Below are 20549 nucleotides of genomic sequence, written 5' to 3' on the forward strand. Positions count from 1 at the left end.
ATCACTTCGCCCCAAAAATGCGCTGGAGTAATCCAGGCTTTTCATAGTTGGTAAAGCGCAACTCGACCTCTTCGCCGAGGAAACGCGAGACCACGTCTTCATAGGCTTGCGCCACGTCCGTGCCCTTGAAATGGATGGCCGGATTGCCCTGGTTCGAGGCGGCCAGCACTTGTTCCGATTCCGGAATGATGCCCACCAGCGGGATGCGCAGGATTTCCTGCACGTCCTGGTAGGACAGCATTTCATCCGATTCCACGCGTTTTGGCGAGTAACGGGTGATCAGCAAATGTTCCTTGACCGGTTCGCCGCCCGTCTGCGCGCGGCGCGACTTCGCTTGCAGGATACCGAGGATGCGGTCCGAATCGCGCACCGACGACACTTCCGGGTTGGTGACGATGATGGCTTCGTCGGCAAATGTCAGCGCCATCAGCGCGCCATGTTCGATGCCGGCCGGCGAATCGCAGATGATGAACTCGAAACCCATGTTGATCAGGTCGTTCAACACGCGTTCCACGCCTTCTTCCGACAAGGCATCCTTGTCGCGCGTTTGCGACGCGGGCAGGATGAACAGGTTGTCGCAGTGCTTGTCCTTGATCAGGGCCTGGTTCAGCGTGGCTTCCTTGTTGATCACATTGATCAGGTCGTAGACGACGCGGCGCTCGCAACCCATGATCAGGTCGAGGTTGCGCAGACCCACGTCAAAATCGAGCACGGCTGTCTTGTGGCCGCGCAGGGCCAGGCCAGTGGAAAAACTGGCGCTAGAGGTCGTCTTGCCGACACCGCCCTTGCCGGACGTCACAACAATAATTCTTGCCACAAATAATCCTTTTCAGATATCTCTTGAATTGTGCAGCTTAAGAGCGGTTCACGGGAGTGACCGGATTGACAGAGTGTATATCGATTCTGTCTCCAGCCAAACGAATTTGCGCCGGTCCGCGTGCCATTTCCGCCGGGAAACCATCCTCGAACGTGCGGTACACGCCGGCGATCGACACCAGTTCCGGTTCCATGGCCAGCGCAAAGATGCGCGCCTGGGCATTGCCCGAGGCGCCGGCCAGCGCGCGGCCATACAGCGAGGAATACACATGGATGCTGCCGTCGGCGATGATTTCGGCGCCATTGTTCACCACGGCGGTGATGATCAGGTCGCAGCCGCGCGCATAAATGCGCTGGCCCGCCCGCACGGGCGTGTCGATCACCATCACTTGCGCTTCGGCGCCCGCCTGGGCGGCCGCCGTGGGCGTATCCTTGGGCGGCGCATCGTCGCGCGTCTTGCCGCTATCGAGGCTCAAGCCTTGTGCCAGGATGGCGTCCTGCATCTCGGCTGGCGCATTGCGCACGGCCACGGCATTCAAGCGGTACTTTTTCAGCAGGGCCACCAGCGAAGCCCAATCGACGGGCATGCCGCCAGGCGGCAAGTCGGCCACGTCCAGCACGGCCAGGTCATCTTCGAAAAAGTCCGCCACGCCTCCCGTCATGTCGCGCAAGGCGGCATCGAGTGCCTGCGTATCGGCGCTATGCACAATGGCGGAAACGGCGACGACGGTGGAAATCTTGATTTCGATAGGCTTCTGCGACGGGCTTTTGGACATAAACATTTATCAAAGTGAAACTGCGGCAGGCCAGATGTTCCGTACGGCAACAATGGGAGCAGTAAATTTCTTGCATTCTACTGCAAAAAAATCAGCATCAGGGGCCTGGCGCGTGCTATTCCGCAGGGCAACAGTGACTTCTTGTCAAAAAACAAGAGCGGCGCCCCGGAAAACCGCTGCGCCGCCCCAAGAGCTGCTGAGAATGCGCCCTGACGGCGCACTTCTGGATCAAGCCGCGCGCATCTGGCGCGCCGCCGCGACCATATTGCGCAACGCCGCTTCCGTTTCCGCCCACCCCCGCGTCTTCAAGCCGCAGTCCGGGTTGACCCATAAATGGGCTGGCGCAATCACGGCACTGGCTTTTTGCAGCAATTTCACCATATCGACGGTCGAGGGGACGCGCGGCGAGTGGATGTCGTACACGCCGGGGCCGATTTCGTTCTGATACTGGAACTGGCCCAAGCCCGTCAGCAACTCCATGTCCGAGCGGCTCGTCTCCAACGTGATGACGTCGGCATCCATGGCGGCGATCTGCGGCAGGATGTCGTTGAACTCGGCATAGCACATGTGCGTGTGGATCTGCGTCGCGTCGCTGACGACGGACGCGGCGATGCGGAAGGCGCGCGTGGCCCAGTCCAGGTAGGCGTCCCACTGACCGCGGCGCAGCGGCAAGCCTTCGCGGATGGCCGGTTCGTCGATCTGGATGATGCCGATGCCGGCCGTTTCCAGGTCTTGCACCTCGTCGCGGAGGGCCAGGGCCAGCTGCAGCGCCGTCGTGGCGCGCGGCTGGTCGTCGCGCACGAACGACCATTGCAAGAGCGTGACGGGGCCCGTCAGCATGCCCTTCATGGGTTTATGCGTCAGGCTTTGCGCGTGCACCGTCCAGGCCACCGTCATGGCGGCCGGGCGCTGCACATCGCCGTAGATGACGGGCGGTTTCACACAGCGCGAGCCGTACGATTGCACCCAGCCCAGGCGCGTGAAGGCGAATCCGTCCAGTTGCTCGCCGAAGTATTCGACCATGTCCTTGCGTTCCGCTTCGCCATGCACCAGCACGTCCAGACCCAGCGCTTCCTGGCGCCCCACGGCGTGGGCGATTTCGGCGCGCATCTGCTGTTCGTAGTCGGCGCTGGCCAGTTCGCCCCGTTGATGGCTGGCGCGGGCGGCGCGGATGGCCGCCGTCTGCGGGAAGGAGCCGATGGTCGTCGTCGGGAAGTCGGGCAGCTGGAAACGCGCGCGCTGCACGGCCTGGCGCAGCGGGAAGCTGGAATCGCGGCGGTCGACGGTGGGCGTGAGCGCTTGCAGACGCTGCGTGACCGAGGCACGCTGCACGCGGGGGCTGGCGCGCCGCCCGGCGAGGACCAGGCGAGAAATGGCCAATGCGGCCAGCGCGGCGTCATCTGGGTGGCCTTCGAGCGCGCCCTTGAGGACGGCGATTTCCGTCAGTTTCTCCGTGGCAAACGCCAGCCAGCTCTTGATTTCCCCGTCGAGCGCCGTTTCCGCTTCCAGGCTGAACGGCACGTGCAGCAGCGAGCACGACGGCGCAAGCCATAGCTGGCCGTTGCGCCTCGCTGCCAGCGGCTGCAGCACCGCCAGGGCCGCGTCGAGGTCGGTGCGCCAGATATTGCGCCCGTCGACGATGCCGATCGACAAGACTTTATGCGCGGGCAACCAGTCCGTCACGCTGATCAATTCATGCGGCGCGCGGATGCCGTCCACGTGCAGGCCGGCCACGGGCAGGCGGCAGGTCAGGCTGAGGTTTTCTTCCAGCGGCGAGAAATACGTGGCCAGTAAGATATTCACGCCCACCTGGTTCAGCTGCCAGTAGGTGCTCTCAAAAGCGCTGCGCCAGGCGTTGGGCAAGTCCAGGCCCAAAATCGGTTCGTCGAGCTGCACCCACGTCACGCCTTGCTGTTTCAGGCGGTCGAGCAGGGCGCCGTACACGGGCAGCAATTGTTCCAGCAGGGCCAGACGCTCGAAGCCCGGCGTCTTTTCCTTGCCCAGCCAGAGGAAGGTGAGGGGGCCGATCAGGGCCGCCTTGACCTGGTGGCCCAGCGCCTGCGCCTCGGCCACTTCCGCCAGCAGGCGCTCGCCAGCCAGCGAAAATTGGGTCTGCGGCGACAATTCGGGCACCAGGTAGTGGTAATTGGTGTCAAACCACTTGGTCATTTCCAGCGCGGCAGTGCCTGCGGCGTTGCTATGGTGCGCATGGCCGCAGTCCGCGTGTTGCGCCTGCGTTGCGTCACCGCGCGCCATGGTGAAATAGCGCGCCAGCGGTGATTGCTCCGGCGTAAAGTGGAAACGCGCCGGTTCGCAGCCCAGCAGCTGGATATGGTTGGCCACCTGATCGTAGAAGGCGAAGTCGCCGACGGTGACGTAATCGAGCCCGGCATCGCGTTGCAAGGCCCAGTGGCGCGCGCGCAGTTGCTGGCCCGTCGCTTCCAGGGCGGCCTCGGACGCCTCGCCACGCCAGTGGCTTTCCAGTGCCAGTTTCAGTTCACGCGCGGCACCGATACGGGGAAAGCCAAGGATGTGGGTACGAATGGTCATGATGTCATCGAGATTTAATGTGAGTGCGCTAGAGTGTGCGGCAACTTGATCTATAATCAAAACGAAACATTTTGCCGAATAACATGAAAATAATTCACGTACAGAATCCATTTCCCCGATGCTAGAAATCCGCCACCTGCGCACCCTGAGTGCCTTGCGTTCCTCCGGCAGCCTGGTACGCGCCGCGCAGCTGCTCAATTTGACCCAGTCGGCGCTGTCGCACCAGATCCGCTTGCTCGAAGAGCGCTACAAGGCGCCCCTGTTCGAACGCAAGTCGATGCCGATCGCGTTTACGGCCACGGGCAGCCGGCTGCTGGAGCTGGCCGACAAGCTGCTGCCCGAGATCGAGCTGGCCGAGCGCGACGTGGCGCGCCTGTCGCAGGGCGACAAGGGGCAGCTGCGCGTGGCGCTCGAATGCCATACCTGCTTCGACTGGCTGATGCCGGTGATGGATGCGTTCCGCCAGCGCTGGCCGGAAGTGGAGATCGACCTGGTGTCGGGCTTTCACAGCGAACCGGCGGACTTGCTGCGCTCGGGCGAGGCCGATCTCGTGATCGGTTCGCCTTACGGCCCCGATTTCACCGTGTTTCCCCTGTTCCGCTTTGAAATGCTGGTGGTGATGGCGCAGAAGCACCGGCTGCAGGCGCAGCGCCGGCTCGTGGCGGCCGACTTTACGGGCGAGACCCTGATCACCTATCCGGTGCCGGAGGAGCGCATCGATCTGATCCGCGAAGTGCTGCGGCCTGCCGGCATCGAGTTTGAACGCCGCACGGCGGAATTGACGGTGGCCGTGCTGCAACTGGTGGCGAGCCGGCGCGGCATCGCCGCCTTGCCGAACTGGGCCATCAAGAATTACGTCGATTACGATTATGTGGTGGCGCGTCCGGTGGGCGAGCATGGCCTGTGGAGCGACTTGTACGTGTCCGTGCCGCAGCAGTTGCAGGACAAGGCGTATGTGCGCGATTTCGTCAGCGTGATACGCGAGCAGTGCGCGGCCTCGCTCGATGGTATCAAGTTGTTGTCCTGATCAACGTTGAGTTGGAAACAAACCAACAGCAAAGCTTGATAAATATCAAGGTTCAGCAATGAACCACCGCTTACAGTTGAGCACTGTGCGGCGCAACATGGCGCTGCCTACTCTTTGGGGAGGAACACGATGTTTTCATTTTCCGAGCAATGGGCACTCGCCGGCAAGGCTGTGGTGGAAGCACAATTGATCAGCGCGCAAGCGTATGCCCAGGCCGCCGTCGAGAGCGGCGCCAGCGTACTGGATTTGCAGCTCGACGCGGCCCGCGCGGCGCTGGCGGCCGCTACGGTGGCGGGCAATCAGCTGCTGTCCGCGAAGGATACGCAAGCGCTGCTGGAACTGTCGCGCACGCAGTCGCAACTGGCCATCGAGCGCATCGGTGCATATGGCCGCCAGGCAAAGGATGTTGCCCAAGAAACCCAGGAGAAATTCGACACCGTGACAAAGGGTGAGTTTGCTGCATCGCGTCAAAAATTTGGCGAGCTGGTGCAGGTGGTAAAGCAAACGCCCGTGCCCCTGATTATTCCCTTCAATAATTTTCTAAAAACCACTTTCGGCGGCGCCGATGAAGGGTATGATAAAAACAAAAACACGCGTCCCGCTCGTCAAGCGTAGGCGCGTCGCGGCCCGGCAGCGGCTATCCGCCGCGCCAGGCCGCCCGCCGCCACTGCAGGGCAGGCCGCCATCGTTGTCGCCTGCGGTGTGGCGCTGGAACTGTGGCGTAGGCCACGCTAGAATGAAACACAGCTTGCTGTGTCTTCCCGGATTCATTGGATTGTATTAACACCTTCACCTTGGCCCTCGTGGCCTGCATATCGGAGAAATAAATGGATGATGTCGTAATCGTGGCCGCCGGCCGTACCGCAGTCGGCAAATTCGGTGGCAGTCTGGCCAAGATTCCTGCGTCCGAACTGGGCGCGCATGTAATCAAGGGCTTGCTGGCACAAACCGGCATCGACCCGAACCTGATCGGCGAAGCGATCCTGGGCCAGGTGCTGACGGCTGCCGTCGGCCAGAACCCCGCGCGCCAGGCTGTCATCAAGGCTGGCCTGCCCAGCTCCATCCCGGCATTCACCATCAACAAGGTATGCGGCAGCGGCCTGAAGGCTACACACCTGGCGGCGCAAGCGATCAAATGTGGCGACGCCAACATCATCATCGCCGGCGGCCAGGAAAACATGAGCGCCTCGCCGCACGCGATGAACGGTTCGCGCGACGGTTTCCGCATGGGCGACTTCAAGATGGTCGACACCATGATCGTCGACGGCCTGTGGGACGTGTACAACCAGTACCACATGGGCATCACGGCGGAAAATGTCGCCAAGAAATACGAAGTGACGCGCGCCGAGCAGGATGAATTCGCGCTGCAGTCGCAACTGAAGGCGGAAGCGGCGCAAAAAGCGGGCAAGTTCAAGGATGAAATCCTGCCGCTGGAAATCGCCAACAAAAAAGGCACCGTGGTCTTCGACAGCGACGAATACATCAAGCCCGGCTCGACCCTGGAATCGCTGACCGGCCTGCGCCCTGCGTTCGCCAAGGACGGTACCGTCACCGCCGGCAATGCTTCCGGCCTGAACGATGGCGCCGCCGCCGTCATCATGATGTCGGCCTCGCAAGCGAAAGAACTGGGCTTGAAGCCGCTGGCACGCATCAAGGCCTACGCCTCGTCGGGCCTGGACCCGGCCGTCATGGGCATGGGCCCTGTCTCGGCTTCGCGTCTGTGCCTGAAAAAAGCCGGCTGGACGCATGAAGAGCTGGACTTGATGGAAATCAATGAAGCGTTTGCCGCGCAAGCGATTGCCGTCAACAAGGAAATGGGCTGGGATACCAGCAAGATCAACGTGAACGGCGGCGCGATTGCCATCGGCCACCCGATCGGCGCCTCCGGCGCGCGCATCCTGGTCACGCTGATCCACGAAATGATCCGCCGCGACGCCAAGAAAGGCCTGGCCGCATTGTGCATCGGCGGCGGCATGGGTGTGGCTCTGGCGATCGAGCGCGACTAAGTAGCTGGCACCGCACCCAAGCTACTGCGCGGCGCGCTTTGCGGCCTGCGATGCTCACCGTGTTGGAACACGGTTGCGCTTCTTAGCCGCAAATCATCGCCGCTCGCTACGCTTGGATGCGGCGCGGTTTGCCGCCGTGATTCAATGGTTGTGGACTGCCTTACCTAAATAATTAACTTTTTAGCAATAGAACGACACTGAGGGGATGAAAAATGGCAAGAGTTGCATTGGTAACTGGTGGCATGGGTGGTCTGGGCGAAGCGGTGTGTTTCAAGCTGGCGGCGCTCGGTTATCGCGTGGTCACGACCTATTCTCCAGGCAATCAGAAGGTCGCGGACTGGCTGGCGACGACCAAGGACATGGGCTATGACTTCAAGGCGTATCCGTGCGACGTGGCCGACTACGATTCGGCCGCTGCCTGCGTGGCTGCCGTGGAAAAGGACATCGGTCCTGTCGACGTGCTGGTGAATAACGCCGGCATCACGCGCGACATGACGTTCAAGAAGATGGACAAGCCGAACTGGGATGCCGTGATGGGCACCAACCTCGACTCCGTTTTCAACATGACCAAGCCTGTCTGCGACGGCATGGTGGAACGCGGCTGGGGCCGCATCATCAATATCTCGTCCGTGAACGGCCAGAAGGGTGCCTTCGGCCAGACCAACTATTCGGCCGCGAAAGCCGGCATGCACGGTTTCACCAAGTCGCTGGCGCTGGAAGTGGCGCGCAAGAACGTCACCGTCAACACCATTTCGCCCGGCTACATCGGCACCAAGATGGTCATGGCAATTCCACAGGAAGTGCTCGACAGCAAAATCATCCCGCAAATTCCGATGGCGCGCCTGGGCAAGCCGGAAGAAGTGGCCGGTCTGGTGGCCTACCTGGCTTCTGATGAAGCCGCGTTCGTCACGGGCGCGAATATTTCGATCAACGGCGGCCAGCACATGTCGTAATCGTTGTTGAGGTAAAACAGAGAGACAGCTGCGGCTGTCTTTTTTTATGCTTGCAAACAAAACAAGGGGAGTGCGGGATTTGCCTTAGAATCAGCATTTCTTCACCGCATCACTCTCCATGCCCCTTGTTCCTGCCTTGCGTCGCGCCAGTGTGGCCGCCATCCTTTTCCTGGGCGCCAGCGCGGCCCAGGCCAGCGTCGCGTTCCACGTCACGGTGACTACCGAGCGCGTCAACAAGCCCGGCGTGAACACCAGCCTGCCCGCGCGCGAGACGCAGGACAGCGACGTCGTGCTGGGCGAACATTTCATCAGCGTGCGCGACGGCCACACCTTGTCCGTGCTCGATTTTGCCACGCGCCGCCGCTACATGATCGATACGGCGGCGTCCACCTACGACACGTATTCGCTGTTCGACGTGGCGGGTTCTCGCGCCGCCGAGCTGCACCACCGGCAGGGGATCGCCGGCATGTTGAAGCTGAGCGGCCTTGAACAGCACGCAACGCCGCCTGTGTATGAGGAACAAGCGTTGTCGGTGCTGGACAACAAGCGGCGAGGACCCTTGCTGCCACAAGTGCTCGACGGCGCCGTACTGTGGTCGCTCGATGAGCAGCCCCTGCTGCGCCTGGATATTGCTGGAAGCCCCGTCAGCGGCGACGATGCGACGGCGTTTGCCCAGTATTTGCGCTACACCTGGGGGTGTCATCCGCTGGTGCTGAAAATGCTGGCCGACGGCAAGCGCATTCCCGCCGCATTCACCTTGCATCACCAGCAGATGGCTGGCAAAGTCGCGCGCCATTTCCGTATCAGCGCCATGACGGCGGGCGCGCCCGCCACGTATTCCCTGGCCGCCTACCGGCCCCGCCCGCTGGCCGCCGATGCACCGGTGCTCGAACGCGTGCTGGCGCAGGCGGCGCGGTTGCCGCCGCTGGGACCCGAGGAGCATCCGGCGCTGCGCGTCGAAGCGGAGCGCCTGTTTGCGGCAGAAAAACCCTTCGAGGCTTTTTTGAGCATGTTGGAAGATCATTTTTCCACGGGGGCGCTGGTCGACAAACTGTCGCCGCAGCAGCAACTGGCCATGCAGGCGTGCCAGCCCATCCATGACTTGACGCGGGCACTGCTGGCCAAGGACAAGGAAGGCATTCAGGCCGCGCTGGCCACCGTGCAGGGCTTGCGCCAGCAGCACGGCCTGGAGCAGCCGGTACTGGCTTTGTTCGAGGGAAATCTGCGCGCCAAACTGGGGCAACGGCAGGCAGCGATGGCCTTGTATCTGCAAGTACTGCAGGCCAAGCCGCACATGGCGGCCGCGTACCAGGACCTGGGCGACGCGCTATACGCGCAATTCGATGCGCCGAACGCCTGGCGCAGCTGGGATGCGGGCCGGGCCATGGCGCCGTCGCTGCGGCAATTTCGCAAGGTCAACGATTTGGAGCGCAGCCTGTTGCACGACTATCCCGCCTTTTTTGCCGGCGGGGCGGCGCTTGCGCCTGACGTTCAGCCCAGCACCAGCCGCCCGGCCAGCAAGACGAAGACGGTGGGCAGCACGAACTTGCCGTAAGGCGAAGGTTTGCCGCGCAGGCGGCGCGCCAGGCGCGCGGCCAGCACGGCGTACAGGGCATCGAACAGCAAGCCCACCAGCACCAGGACCGCGCCCAGACGCAGGTATTGCATGCCAACGTGCTCGCTGCCGACGACGAATTGCGGCAGGAACATGCTGCAAAATAGCAGTGCCTTCGGATTGAGCAGATTCGTCAGGAAGCCGCGCACCAGGCTGGCGCGGGCGCCGTGCGCCGTGGCGGGGGCGGTTTCTTCCTGTGCCGTCTTTTTCGACAGGGCCGACTGCAGCAGGCGCAGCGCCAGATACAGCAGATACGCGGCGCCCGCCCATTTGACCCACTGCAAGGCTTGCGGATGCGTGACCATCAATGCCGCCAGGCCCGCGCCCGACAGTGCCACGTGCACGGCGCGCGCGCCGGCGATGCCCAGCGCCGTCACCAGCGCCGTGGCCACGCCGCGCGCGGCGCCCGTCGCCAGCACCAGCGCCATGTCGGGGCCGGGTAATAAAAAGGCGCCGGTCAGTGCCAGCAGGTACATCAGGAAGGTAGAATCGGACATGGTGCAGCTCGGTCACAGGCAAAAAGTAAGGGCGGGAGCAACGGCAGTTTGCCGCATGCTCGCCGGACCCCATTATGTTCTTGTCGCGATGAAATGTGCTTGCTTTTCCTGCCCTGCATGCCCTAGTATTCGGGTGGATTCCACTCCTATAAAAACAAAAAATAGATGAAAATTTCAGAAGTTAGCCTCGACGCCACCGATTTGCAGATACTCAGGCTGTTGCAGGATGAAGGAAGGCTGTCCAACGCGCGCCTGGCCGAGCGCTTGAAGCTCAGTGAAACCCCCGTCTGGCGCCGTTTGCGCCGCCTGGAAGACGAGGGTTTTATTACCGGCTACCAGGCTTTGCTCAACCGCAAGAAACTGGGCATCGGCCTGGTGGCATTTGTACGGGTCGTGTTTGCCAACCATGGTGGCGAGCAGCCGTCGCAGTTTGAGCAAGCCATCGCGACGATTCCCGAGATATTGTCGTGCCACAATGTGGCGGGCGAAGCCGATTATTTCCTGCAAGTGGTGGCGCGCGACCTGGAAGCGTATGGCGAATTCGTCTCGACGGTGTTGCGCCGCCTGCCCGGCGTGGCGGAAATCCAGTCCAGCCTGTCGATGCGCGAAATCAAGTCGTCGAACCGCCTGCCCTTGCTGCTGGCCTGAGGCGCCGGCGGCACACTATAATTGGGACAGTTGCCAGGAATCGTGCCTGGCGCCCTGACCGCCATTCCAAGGACCGCTCGCCATGCCCGATTCCCTGTCGCCCCTGTTTCCCGCCCTGACGCCGAACCGGCACGGCATGCTGGCGGTCGATGACATCCACACCATTTACTGGGAAGAGTGCGGCAATCCCGACGGCATTCCCGTGCTGTTCCTGCATGGCGGCCCGGGCGCGGGCCTGTCGCCGCAGCACCGCCGCTTCTTCGATCCGCAGCGCTACCGCGTGATCCTGTTCGACCAGCGCGGCGCCGGCAAGTCCACGCCGCTGGGTGAATGGCGCAACAATACGACGCAGCTGCTGATCGACGATATCGAAGTGCTGCGCGCCCAGTTCGGCATCGATCAATGGCTGGTGTTTGGCGGCTCCTGGGGTTCGACCCTGGCGCTGGCGTATGGCCAGGCGCATCCGGCGGCTTGCCTCGGTTTCGTGCTGCGCGGCATCTTTTTGTGCACGCAGGCGGAAATCGACTGGTTCATCGAAGGCGTACGCTGGTTCTATCCGGAACTGTACGCAGAATTTGCCGCGCCCATTCCGGCAGAGGAGCGGGGTGACTTGCTGGCCGCCTACGTGCAACGCATCCTCAGCAGCGATCCCGCCGTGTACTGGCCTGCCGCGCGCGCCTGGAGCCGCTTCGAGGGCCGCCGCGTGTACCTGATGCCACAGCCGGAAGATGCGCCGAACGATGCGCTGGACCTGGGCGTGGGCAGGCTCGAATCGCATTACATGGCCAATCTCGGTTTCTTCGAGGAAGACCAGCTGATCCGCAACATGGGGCGCATCGCGCACTTGCCGGCCGTCATCGTGCAGGGACGCTACGACGCCATCTGCCCGCCTCTGTCGGCCTACCGCCTGCAGCAGGCATGGCCCGGCGCGCAGCTCGAGATGATACCGGACGCGGGCCATGGCGCGCTCGAGCACGGTATCGCTTCGGCGCTGGTGCGCGCCACCGAGCGCTTCGTCCCGGGGCGCGGCTTCGCATGACATTTCAACACGCCGGTTGGCAAAGCGGCCAGCCGGCGTGCGCCACCTGCTACACTACGGCCTGTGCTGGCGCCAGGATCGGGCGTCGGTGTGAACCCACGACTTTTTATCCATGAACATACAGATCGGCGACATCGGCCATATCATCCAGCTGGCGATTGCGCCGGTTTTCCTGCTGACCGGCATCGGCACCATGCTGGTCGTGCTGACCAACCGCCTGGGCCGCATCATCGACCGCACCCGCGTGCTGGAAGACCGGCTCGACATCGGTTACAACGATTTCTATATGGATGAGTTAGATACGCTGTATACGCGTACCCATCTGATCAATTATTCGATCTCGCTGAGCACGGCCTGCGGTTTCTTCGTCTGCATCATCATCGCCATGCTGTTTCTGGGCGATATCATGAACCTGACGCTGGATAAATACATCGCCGTGTTCTTCGTGCTGGCCGTGATTTGCCTGATCGGTTGCTTCACCTATTTGCTGCGCGAGATTTACCTGGCCGCCACTGCCCAGCGCATCCGGCGCCATATTCGCCCGCCCCGCTAGGCGGGCAGCGCCGGTTTTACCTTCCATATTAAGAACGAGTCAAGCATGCACGATTACAAACGTCCCCCCACCCTGCACCGCTACGGCCAGCGCAGCGAACTCGAGCTGGCGCTGAGCCTGGGCCAGTTCCGTCTGATACCAGCGGGCAATTGCCTGACCCTCAGCTTTTCGCAAGTGTGGGACAAGCACCTGTTCGACCTGTTCGCTCCGGCCGACGCCTGTTTGATCATCCATAACACGGAAGAATTCGGCGAACGCCTGCACCGCGCCGTGCAGCGCACCTTGCCCAGCTGGGCCGGCATCGACGGCGTCGTCGAATACGGCCAGCGCGCGGCCCTGGGCGCGACCTTCACCAAGACGCGCGCCGAAGCGCCCGAGCAGGAATGGCTGTTCGCCTGGCGCTCGATGCAGCCGCAGGCCAGCCTGAACCCCGTCACGGTCAAACTGGGCAGCCTGGAAAATTTCGCGGAAATCCGCGACCGCGATACGTATCTGGCTTGATTTAGCCTGCCTTTTCCGCGTGCTGGCTGTCGATGCGGGCCAGCACGGCCGCCATCATGCGCTCGATATCGCCGCGTATCATGGTCGTGCCCAGCATGCCGGGCACATAGAAGCCCGGCATCAGCCGGCTGGAAAAGACGATGCGCGTGCCGCCCGTCTCGGGGATGGGATACAGATTCCAGCGCGATTCGTAATGCCGCATGTCGCCCGAAATGAGGGCGATGTCGATGGCCGTCAACGGCGTTTCCGTGGCCCGCACCACCAGGCGGATGGCGTGGTTCATGAACAGGAAGCGCGCCATGCCCTGCTGCTCGATGATGACTTCATTGCCATTGCGCGACAGCACGCGGCAGGAACTGAGGTCGGGCACGAATTCATGCATGCGCTCGTAGGTGGTCAGGGTCTTCCACACGGACGCCGGCGGCGCCTGCACGCTGCCGCTGGCATCGACTTCATACATGCGCTGCCCGTCGACCTCGATGCGCTTGACCTCGACCTTCAGCTTGTCCAGGCGTATCGCCTGTGCCAGCGCGGTCGCGGGGACGGCGCACAGCACCAGCAGGCAGAGGAAGAGTCGCTTCATGCCACCTAGCCTACGGGAAACTAGCGCCCGGCACAAGCTGTACCCATCGCCGGCGGGCGCGTCCGGCGATTTAGAACTCCCGGTCTAGAGAAATACACTGCGGTAGCCAGCAATGCTTGTTACCGTACGGCCTGCATACCACCATCTATCGGACCGACCATGACTGCCTATCCCCATCTGCTGGCCCCGCTCGACCTGGGTTTTACCTCTTTGCGCAACCGCGTCATCATGGGATCCATGCATACGGGCCTGGAAGACCGGTTCTATCATTATGGCAAGCTGGCCGCCTTTTACCGCGAACGGGCACGCGGTGGCGTCGGGCTGATCGTCACGGGCGGCATCTCGCCGAACCGCCAGGGCTGGCTGCTGCCGTTCGGCGGCACCCTCAATTTCCTCGGCGACGTGCCGAATCACCGCAAGGTGACGCGCGCCGTGCACGAGGAGGGCGGCAAGATCGTCATGCAGATCCTGCATGCGGGCCGCTATGGCTATCAACCGTTCGTCGTCTCGGCATCGGCGAAAAAATCGCCGATCTCGCCGTTCCGCCCGCGTCCCTTGAGCGAGCGGGGCATCGAGCGCACCATCTGCGACTACGTGCGCTGCGCGCGCCTGGCGCAAAAGGCCGGCTACGACGGCATCGAAGTGATGGGCAGCGAGGGTTATCTGCTGAACCAGTTTCTGTGCGCGCGCACGAATCTGCGCCAGGACCGCTGGGGCGGCACGATCGAGAACCGCATGCGCCTGCCCGTGGAGATCGTGCGCCGCATCCGCGCCGCCGTCGGCCCCAACTTCATCATCATGTACCGCCATTCCCTGCTCGACCTGGTCGAGGGCGGCAATACCTGGGACGATGTGGTGACGGTCGCCAAGGCGCTGGAGCAGGCCGGCGTGACCATTCTCAATACGGGCTTCGGCTGGCATGAGGCAAGGGTGCCCACCATCGTCACCTCGGTGCCGCGCGCCGCCTTCGCCAGTGTGGCGGGCCGCTTGCGCCGCGAAGTGAGCATTCCCGTGGTGGCCTCGAACCGCATTAATATGCCGCATGAAGCCAACGCCATCCTGGAACGCGGTGACTGCGACCTGGTGTCGATGGCGCGACCGTTCCTGGCCGACCCTGACTTTGTCGCCAAGGCCGCTGCAGGCCGCGCCGACGAAATCAACACCTGCATCGGCTGCAACCAGGCGTGTCTCGACCACACCTTTGCCAACAAGCGCGCCAGCTGCTTGGTCAACCCGCGCGCCTGCCATGAAACCGAACTCGTGTACGCAAAAAAGGCCGTGCCGCGCCGGGTGGCCGTCGTCGGCGCCGGGCCGGCCGGCCTGTCGGCCGCCTGCGTGGCCGCCGAATGCGGGCACGAGGTGACCCTGTTCGACAGCAGCGACAGCGTGGGCGGCCAGTTCAAGGTGGCCATGCAGATACCGGGCAAGGAAGAATTTACGGAAACCATCCGCTACTTTGCCCGCCGGCTGGCGCTGCTGGAAGTCAAGCTGCGCCTGGGGCAGCGCGTGACGCGCGAGCAATTGCTGGCCGGCGGGTATGACGACGTCATCGTCGCCACCGGCATCAAAGTGCGCCTGCCGGCCATTCCCGGTATCGAGCATCCGAAAGTGCTGTCGTATCTGGATGTGCTGCAAGCCAAGAAACCCGTCGGCGCGCGCGTGGCCATCATCGGTGCGGGCGGCATCGGCTTCGACGTGGGAGAGTATTTGCTGCACGACCCGGCGCACCCGCTGCCGCAATCCGTGGCGACGTGGGCGGGCGAGTGGGGCGTGGACTTGAATGCGGCGAGCGGCGGCGGCCTGGTGCCGCCCGTGGCGCCTGCGCCCGTGCGGCAGATTTTCCTGTTGCAGCGCAAGACGTCGAAAGTGGGCGCGGGCCTGGGCAAGACCTCGGGCTGGGTGCACCGCGCGGCCCTGGCGAGAAACGGCGTGGCCATGCTGGCCGGCGTGAGCTACGACAAGATCGACGCGCAGGGTTTGCACATCACCGTGGGCGGCGAGCAGCGCCTGCTGGCGGTGGACAACGTGGTCATCTGCGCGGGCCAGGACAGCTTGACGGAACTCATGCCGCCGGTCGACAAGGATGGCAAGCCCTTACAGGCGGGCGGCCCGCGCTTCCATAAAATCGGTGGCGCCGCGCTGGCGGCGGAACTCGACGCCAAGCGGGCCATACGGGAAGGCGCGGAGCTGGCGGCGCGTTTGTAAACCCTGAAAAAAACTGGGGTCGGACCCTCAGGGACCGACCCCGGCATTTGCATGGGCTGGAGGTTCGGCCTCAAAGAACCTTAATGGCCATGCCCCTTCTTGGCCGTCTCAAAACTCTGCAGCACGTGCTCGGCCATGCCATTCGCCAGCTCGTGCTCGCCAATGAAGACCTTGCCCGCGTTTTCCGCGCGCAGCAATTCCGCCTCTTCCTCGCTGTGCGTGCGCACCACCGTCAGGATGGCGGGGTTCAGCGCACGCGCCGTCTCGATCATGGCGCGCACGTGGAAGGTATCGGGCGTGGCGATGACGAGCATGGTGGCGTGCGTGATGTGCGCCTGGATCAATACCGCCGGTTCGCCCGCATTGCCGGCCACGGCCGGAATGCCCTGCTTGCGCAGCTGGTCGACGATTTCGCGGTTTTCCTCGGCCACGACAAAATGAATGCCGCGTTCCATCAGGGCGGCGGCGATACGCCGGCCCACGCGGCCGTAGCCGACCAGCACGATCTGGCCCGACAGCTTTTCCTGCGGCACCGTCATCGGCAGCTCGGCCAGCGGGTCGGTGGTGCGTTCGAACTTGCGCGCGAAATCGCTGTTGCCGATCACGCGCAGCAGTGGCTTGGCCATGCTGAACACGAGCGGGTTGAGGGCGATGGACAGGATGGCGCCGGCCAGGATCAGGCTTTGCCCTTCCTGCGGCATCAGGCCCAGGGACAGGCCCAGGGCGGCCAGGATGAACGAGAATTCACCGATCTGCGCCAGGCTGGCCGAGACGATGATGGCGGTTTTTGGCGGATAGCGCAGGGCCATCACCAGCAAGAAGGCGGCGATCGACTTGCCGAAGATAATGATGGCGCACACGGCCAGCACTTGCAGCGGCTTGTCGATGAGGATATTCGGCTCGAACAGCATGCCGACGGACACGAAGAACAGCACGGCAAACGCGTCGCGCAGGGGCAAGGACTCTTCCGCGGCGCGATGACTGAGTTCGGACTCGCGCAGCACCATGCCAGCGAAGAAGGCGCCCAGCGCGAACGACACGCCGAACAGCTTGGTGGAAGCGTAGGCGATGCCGACGGCGGCGGCGATCACGCACAGGGTAAACAGTTCGCGCGAACCGGTGCGCGCCACTTGCCACAAAATCCATGGGAACAGCTTGCGGCCCACCACCAGCATGAAGACGATGAAACCGGCTACTTGCCCCAAGGTCACGGCCAGGGTTTGCCACAGGCTGGTGGCCTCGGCATCCGGCGCGACCTTGCCGCCGAGCACACCGGCGAACGCCGGCAGCAGCACCAGCACCAGCACGGTGACGAGGTCTTCCACCACCAGCCAGCCGACGGCGATGCGGCCATTGAGCGAGTCGAGGATGCCCCGCTCTTCCAGTGCGCGCAGCAGCACCACGGTACTGGCCACGGACAGGGCCAAGCCAAAGACCAGTCCGCCACCGAGGGTCCAGCCCCACCAGTGGGCCAGGCCCATGCCCATCGCCGTGGCGACGCCGATCTGCAGGACGGCGCCGGGTAGCGCAATCTTGCGCACGTCCCACAAATCGTCGATGGAAAAGTGCAGGCCGACCCCGAACATCATCAGCATCACCCCGATCTCCGCCAATTGCCCGGCTATTTCCGCATTCGCCACAAAACCGGGTGTGGCCGGTCCGATGATGATGCCGGCGGCCAGATAGCCGACCAATGCCGGCAGTTTCAGGCGCGCGGCGATGAAGCCGAAGATGAGGCCGAACCCGAGGGCGGCGGCGATGGTGGTGATCAGACTGATGTCATGGGGCATGCGTGGTGGGTTCCTTATGGGGACGTGCGGATGGAAAAAGAGGGTGTTCAGCGATCGAGTATAAACGCAACAAAGCTGCGGCTGGAATGTTCCTGCCGCTTTTTTTACAAAAAATTTGCGCTATATCTTCGACCAGCTGGCACCGAACGCATGCCATCGACTGCGATCTGCGCCTAATTGTGGCAATCAGGCGCAGATCGCTCCCAACGCTTACACCTTGCGCACGACCACGCAGCCGATGGAATAGCCGGCGCCGAACGAGCAGATGACGCCCATGGCGCCCGCCGCCATGTCATCCTGATAGGTATGGAAGGCGATGATGGAACCGGCCGACGAGGTGTTGGCGTAGGTGTCGAGGATCACGGGCGCTTCGTTGGCCTCGGCGTCGCGGCCCAGGATCAGGCGCGCGATCAGCAGGTTCATGTTCAGGTTGGCCTGGTGCAGCCAGTAGCGGGAGACTTGCGCCACTTCCACGCCGGCCTTGGCCAGGGTCGCCTTGATCATCTCGGCCGCCATCGGGCACACTTCCTTGAAGACTTTGCGGCCTTGCTGGCGGAACAATTTGTCGACCTTGCCCACGCCGGACTCGTCAAAACGGTTGAGGAAGCCGAAATTGTTGCGGATGGCGTTAGAGAAGCGCGTTTTGAGTTCCGTGCCGATGATCTCGAACTGGTGCGTAGAGACGGCCGTGTCCTTGGCTTCGACGATGATGGCGGTGCAGGCGTCGCCGAAAATGAAATGGCTGTCGCGGTCGCGCCAGTTCAGGTGGCCGCTGGTGATTTCGGGATTCAACACCAGCACGGCGCGCGCCTGGCCGCTTTGCACGGCGGCCACGGCTTGCTGGATGCCGAAGGTGGCGGACGAACACGCCACGTTCATGTCAAAACCATACCCGTCGATGCCCAGCGCATCCTGCACTTCCACGGCCATGGCGGGATAGGCGCGCTGCATATTGCTGCACGCCACGAGCACCATGTCGATGTCGGCCGGTGTGCGGCCGGCGCGCGCCAGCGCATCGCGCGCGGCGGCGACCGCCATTTCCGCCTGCAAGGACAGTTCGTCATCGCCCCGTTCCGCAATGCGCGAGACCATGCGCGCCGGATCGAGGATGCCTTCCTTTTCCATCACGAAGCGCGACTTGATGCCGGATGCCTTTTCGATGAAGGCCACGCTCGACAGCTCCAGCGCCGTCACCGTGCCTGCGGCGATCGCGTCGGCGTTGTCGGCATTGAACTTTTCCGCGTAAGCATTGAAGCAGATGACCAGCTCTTCGTTGGAGATCGAAAATGGCGGCGTGTACAGTCCGGTACCGCTGATGACGACTTGTTTCATGGTTAAACTTTCAAATTTGGCAATCGGCGCGTTGCCGATAAGTGAAGCAAATTTTACACAAACGGGCTCGACTGTAGAGAGTTTCGTGTTGCGCGAGACGGGGAAGTGTGGCGGAAGATTGATTTTTGTCGCGTGGACCGGTTATCGGGGGGCATGGCGCCCCCCTGGCTGTGCTGTTTACTTCTTCTGTTCTTTCTTGACATCGGCTTGCACCACCACCGGTTCGGCCTTGGCCAGTTGCACCGGCAAACCCTTCAGGTGATTCAGCGCCTGGTGCAATTGGAAATCGTCCTTGCTGCCAAATTCCAGCGGCTTGCGGGTCTTTTCCAGGGCGATGATGCGCAATTGCTCTTCCATCTCGTCGTTGACGGGGGCCGCCTTGGTACTTTCCTTGTCGCGGTCGTTGCTCAGGTGCTTGGTCAGGTCCGCTTCGCGGATGCGCAAGCCGTTCAGGCCGTCGCCGTCCGCATTTTCATCGACCAGCAGGTCGGGCACGATGCCCTTGGCCTGGATCGAGCGGCCGTTCGGCGTGTAGTAGCGGGCCGTTGTCAGCTTGACGGCCGTGTCGGCCGTCAGCTGGCGGATGGTTTGCACGGAACCCTTGCCGAAGGTTGGCGTGCCGATGATGGTGGCGCGCTGGTAATCCTGCAGGGCGCCGGCGACGATTTCCGAGGCCGAGGCCGACCCCGTGTTGACCAGCACCACCAGCGGCACTTTCTTGATAGCGGCCGGCAATTTCGCCAGCGCATCGCCTTCCGCGCGGAAGGTATAGTATTCGGCGCGGCCATAGAACACCTGTTTCGAGTCCGGCAACTGGCCGTTGGTCGACACAATGGCAGCGTCCTTCGGCAGGAAGGCGGCCGAGACGCCGATGGCGCCTTGCAGCACGCCGCCCGGATCGTTGCGCAGGTCCAGCACCATGCCCTTGATGTTCGGATCTTGTTGATATAGTGCCGTGATCTGTGCGGCCATGTCGTCGACGGTCGGTTCCTGGAATTGCGATACGCGCAGCCAGGCGTAGCCCGGCTCGACCATCTTCGCCTTGACGCTCTTTTGATGGATTTCCTCGCGCGTGATGGTGAAGGCCAGTGGCTGCGGTTCATCCTTGCGGGCAATGGTCAGCGTCACCTTGGTGCCCGGTTCGCCGCGCATGCGCTTGACGCTGTCGTCCAGGCTGACGCCTTTCACGGGCTGGCCATCCAGGCGTGTGATGAGGTCTCCGGCCTTGATGCCGGCGCGGTAGGCGGGTGAATCCTCGATGGGCGAGACGATCTTGATGTAGCCGTCTTCGCTCAGGCCAATTTCAATGCCCAGGCCGACGAACTTGCCTTCGGAGCCTTCGCGCAGCTCGGCGTAGGCTTTCTTGTCGAGGTAGGCGGAATGGGGGTCGAGCGAGGCGACCATGCCGGAAATGGCGTCTTCCAGCAGTTTCTTGTCTTCCACCGGCTCGACGTAATCGGACTTGATCAGGCCAAACACATCGGCCAATTGGCGCAACTCTTCCAGCGGCAGGGGCGGCTCGACGGTCTTTTGCGCCATGGCTGAAAATTGCAGCGACACGGCGACGCCGGCCACCACGCCCAGGCCAATCAAGCCGGTATTTTTGAGTTTGCCCATCATTGCACCTTTGCAGCTAGCGTGTCTTGCACAAGCGCCAG

General features: G+C 62.8%; 18 protein-coding genes. 10 read left to right on the forward strand and 8 right to left on the reverse strand.

Features of this window, described 5'->3' with window-relative positions; all coding sequences use genetic code 11:
• Position 1: 1 nt before the first annotated feature.
• The 3 genes from minD to metE all read right to left on the reverse strand — a co-directional run bounded on the left by minD (position 2) and on the right by metE (position 4142).
• Complete coding sequence (gene minD, locus C8C92_RS02200; RefSeq protein ID WP_071079934.1) at positions 2–817, reverse strand: septum site-determining protein MinD; 816 nt, start codon at positions 815–817, stop codon at positions 2–4.
• A gap of 37 nt (positions 818–854) precedes the next feature.
• A complete protein-coding gene (gene minC, locus C8C92_RS02205; protein WP_099761089.1) occupies positions 855–1592 on the reverse strand; it encodes a septum site-determining protein MinC in 738 nt (245 codons plus the stop codon).
• 228 nt (positions 1593–1820) lie between these two features.
• On the reverse strand, positions 1821–4142 hold the full coding sequence (gene metE, locus C8C92_RS02210; RefSeq protein WP_116742913.1) for a 5-methyltetrahydropteroyltriglutamate--homocysteine S-methyltransferase: 2322 nt from the start codon (positions 4140–4142) through the stop codon (positions 1821–1823).
• Positions 4143–4260: 118 nt separating this feature from the next.
• On the opposite strand from metE, the gene C8C92_RS02215 reads away from it, so the two are divergent.
• The 5 genes from C8C92_RS02215 to C8C92_RS02235 all read left to right on the forward strand — a co-directional run bounded on the left by C8C92_RS02215 (position 4261) and on the right by C8C92_RS02235 (position 9683).
• A complete protein-coding gene (locus C8C92_RS02215) occupies positions 4261–5169 on the forward strand; it encodes a LysR family transcriptional regulator (protein WP_116742914.1) in 909 nt (302 codons plus the stop codon).
• 129 nt (positions 5170–5298) lie between these two features.
• A complete protein-coding gene (locus tag C8C92_RS02220; protein ID WP_116742915.1) occupies positions 5299–5784 on the forward strand; it encodes a phasin family protein in 486 nt (161 codons plus the stop codon).
• 212 nt (positions 5785–5996) lie between these two features.
• Positions 5997–7175 carry an acetyl-CoA C-acetyltransferase gene (locus tag C8C92_RS02225; RefSeq protein ID WP_116742916.1) on the forward strand — a complete coding sequence of 393 codons (1179 nt, stop codon included), beginning with the start codon at positions 5997–5999 and terminating at the stop codon, positions 7173–7175.
• A 212-nt stretch (positions 7176–7387) separates the two neighbouring features.
• Complete coding sequence (gene phbB / locus C8C92_RS02230) at positions 7388–8128, forward strand: acetoacetyl-CoA reductase (protein ID WP_096233088.1); 741 nt, start codon at positions 7388–7390, stop codon at positions 8126–8128.
• Between the two features lie 118 nt (positions 8129–8246).
• On the forward strand, positions 8247–9683 hold the full coding sequence (locus C8C92_RS02235; protein ID WP_133250684.1) for a hypothetical protein: 1437 nt from the start codon (positions 8247–8249) through the stop codon (positions 9681–9683).
• Here the strand turns inward: C8C92_RS02235 and C8C92_RS02240 are convergent.
• Positions 9620–10240 carry a LysE family translocator gene (locus C8C92_RS02240; protein ID WP_243420088.1) on the reverse strand — a complete coding sequence of 207 codons (621 nt, stop codon included), beginning with the start codon at positions 10238–10240 and terminating at the stop codon, positions 9620–9622. The two genes, C8C92_RS02235 and C8C92_RS02240, sit on opposite strands and share 64 nt — an antisense overlap.
• Before the next feature lie 165 nt (positions 10241–10405).
• Here C8C92_RS02240 and C8C92_RS02245 point away from each other — a divergent pair, with 165 nt between their 5' ends.
• From C8C92_RS02245 to C8C92_RS02260, 4 genes are all read left to right on the forward strand, one after another.
• Complete coding sequence (locus tag C8C92_RS02245) at positions 10406–10888, forward strand: Lrp/AsnC family transcriptional regulator (protein ID WP_076564899.1); 483 nt, start codon at positions 10406–10408, stop codon at positions 10886–10888.
• Positions 10889–10970: 82 nt separating this feature from the next.
• Entirely contained in the window at positions 10971–11927 is a 957-nt protein-coding gene (gene pip / locus C8C92_RS02250) for a prolyl aminopeptidase (RefSeq protein WP_099761082.1), read from the forward strand.
• Positions 11928–12039: 112 nt separating this feature from the next.
• Complete coding sequence (locus C8C92_RS02255; protein WP_071079926.1) at positions 12040–12480, forward strand: DUF2721 domain-containing protein; 441 nt, start codon at positions 12040–12042, stop codon at positions 12478–12480.
• Positions 12481–12525: 45 nt separating this feature from the next.
• Entirely contained in the window at positions 12526–12981 is a 456-nt protein-coding gene (locus C8C92_RS02260; protein ID WP_096233096.1) for a hypothetical protein, read from the forward strand.
• A 1-nt stretch (position 12982) separates the two neighbouring features.
• Here the strand turns inward: C8C92_RS02260 and C8C92_RS02265 are convergent, their stop codons facing one another.
• A complete protein-coding gene (locus C8C92_RS02265; RefSeq protein WP_243420089.1) occupies positions 12983–13564 on the reverse strand; it encodes an SRPBCC family protein in 582 nt (193 codons plus the stop codon).
• A gap of 159 nt (positions 13565–13723) precedes the next feature.
• Here C8C92_RS02265 and C8C92_RS02270 point away from each other — a divergent pair, with 159 nt between their 5' ends.
• Positions 13724–15769, forward strand: coding sequence for an NADPH-dependent 2,4-dienoyl-CoA reductase (locus C8C92_RS02270; protein ID WP_116742917.1), 2046 nt, complete (start codon positions 13724–13726; stop codon positions 15767–15769).
• Between the two features lie 80 nt (positions 15770–15849).
• On the opposite strand, the gene ybaL is transcribed toward C8C92_RS02270, so the two are convergent.
• From ybaL to C8C92_RS02285, 3 genes are all read right to left on the reverse strand, one after another.
• Positions 15850–17559: a YbaL family putative K(+) efflux transporter gene (gene ybaL, locus C8C92_RS02275; RefSeq protein ID WP_099761079.1), complete on the reverse strand. Its 1710-nt coding sequence runs from the start codon at positions 17557–17559 to the stop codon at positions 15850–15852.
• 210 nt (positions 17560–17769) lie between these two features.
• Positions 17770–18891, reverse strand: a complete 1122-nt coding sequence (locus C8C92_RS02280) for a beta-ketoacyl-ACP synthase III (protein WP_116742918.1) — start codon at positions 18889–18891, stop codon at positions 17770–17772.
• Positions 18892–19068: 177 nt separating this feature from the next.
• Complete coding sequence (locus tag C8C92_RS02285) at positions 19069–20511, reverse strand: S41 family peptidase (RefSeq protein ID WP_116742919.1); 1443 nt, start codon at positions 20509–20511, stop codon at positions 19069–19071.
• Positions 20512–20549 lie beyond the last annotated feature (38 nt).

This window comes from Janthinobacterium sp. 78 (assembly GCF_003096775.1).
GTDB lineage: Bacteria > Pseudomonadota > Gammaproteobacteria > Burkholderiales > Burkholderiaceae_D > Janthinobacterium > Janthinobacterium tructae.

What these genes read in the sequence shown, in the direction of transcription:
- minC (WP_099761089.1), bottom strand. Translation starts at nt 1,592, where the DNA reads ATGTCCAAAAGCCCGTCGCAGAAGCCTATCGAAATCAAGATTTCCACC.
- metE (WP_116742913.1), bottom strand. Translation starts at nt 4,142, where the DNA reads ATGACCATTCGTACCCACATCCTTGGCTTTCCCCGTATCGGTGCCGCG.
- C8C92_RS02215 (WP_116742914.1), top strand. Translation starts at nt 4,261, where the DNA reads ATGCTAGAAATCCGCCACCTGCGCACCCTGAGTGCCTTGCGTTCCTCC.
- C8C92_RS02220 (WP_116742915.1), top strand. Translation starts at nt 5,299, where the DNA reads ATGTTTTCATTTTCCGAGCAATGGGCACTCGCCGGCAAGGCTGTGGTG.
- C8C92_RS02225 (WP_116742916.1), top strand. Translation starts at nt 5,997, where the DNA reads ATGGATGATGTCGTAATCGTGGCCGCCGGCCGTACCGCAGTCGGCAAA.
- phbB (WP_096233088.1), top strand. Translation starts at nt 7,388, where the DNA reads ATGGCAAGAGTTGCATTGGTAACTGGTGGCATGGGTGGTCTGGGCGAA.
- C8C92_RS02235 (WP_133250684.1), top strand. Translation starts at nt 8,247, where the DNA reads ATGCCCCTTGTTCCTGCCTTGCGTCGCGCCAGTGTGGCCGCCATCCTT.
- C8C92_RS02240 (WP_243420088.1), bottom strand. Translation starts at nt 10,240, where the DNA reads ATGTCCGATTCTACCTTCCTGATGTACCTGCTGGCACTGACCGGCGCC.
- C8C92_RS02245 (WP_076564899.1), top strand. Translation starts at nt 10,406, where the DNA reads ATGAAAATTTCAGAAGTTAGCCTCGACGCCACCGATTTGCAGATACTC.
- pip (WP_099761082.1), top strand. Translation starts at nt 10,971, where the DNA reads ATGCCCGATTCCCTGTCGCCCCTGTTTCCCGCCCTGACGCCGAACCGG.
- C8C92_RS02255 (WP_071079926.1), top strand. Translation starts at nt 12,040, where the DNA reads ATGAACATACAGATCGGCGACATCGGCCATATCATCCAGCTGGCGATT.
- C8C92_RS02260 (WP_096233096.1), top strand. Translation starts at nt 12,526, where the DNA reads ATGCACGATTACAAACGTCCCCCCACCCTGCACCGCTACGGCCAGCGC.
- C8C92_RS02265 (WP_243420089.1), bottom strand. Translation starts at nt 13,564, where the DNA reads ATGAAGCGACTCTTCCTCTGCCTGCTGGTGCTGTGCGCCGTCCCCGCG.
- C8C92_RS02270 (WP_116742917.1), top strand. Translation starts at nt 13,724, where the DNA reads ATGACTGCCTATCCCCATCTGCTGGCCCCGCTCGACCTGGGTTTTACC.
- ybaL (WP_099761079.1), bottom strand. Translation starts at nt 17,559, where the DNA reads ATGCCCCATGACATCAGTCTGATCACCACCATCGCCGCCGCCCTCGGG.
- C8C92_RS02280 (WP_116742918.1), bottom strand. Translation starts at nt 18,891, where the DNA reads ATGAAACAAGTCGTCATCAGCGGTACCGGACTGTACACGCCGCCATTT.
- C8C92_RS02285 (WP_116742919.1), bottom strand. Translation starts at nt 20,511, where the DNA reads ATGATGGGCAAACTCAAAAATACCGGCTTGATTGGCCTGGGCGTGGTG.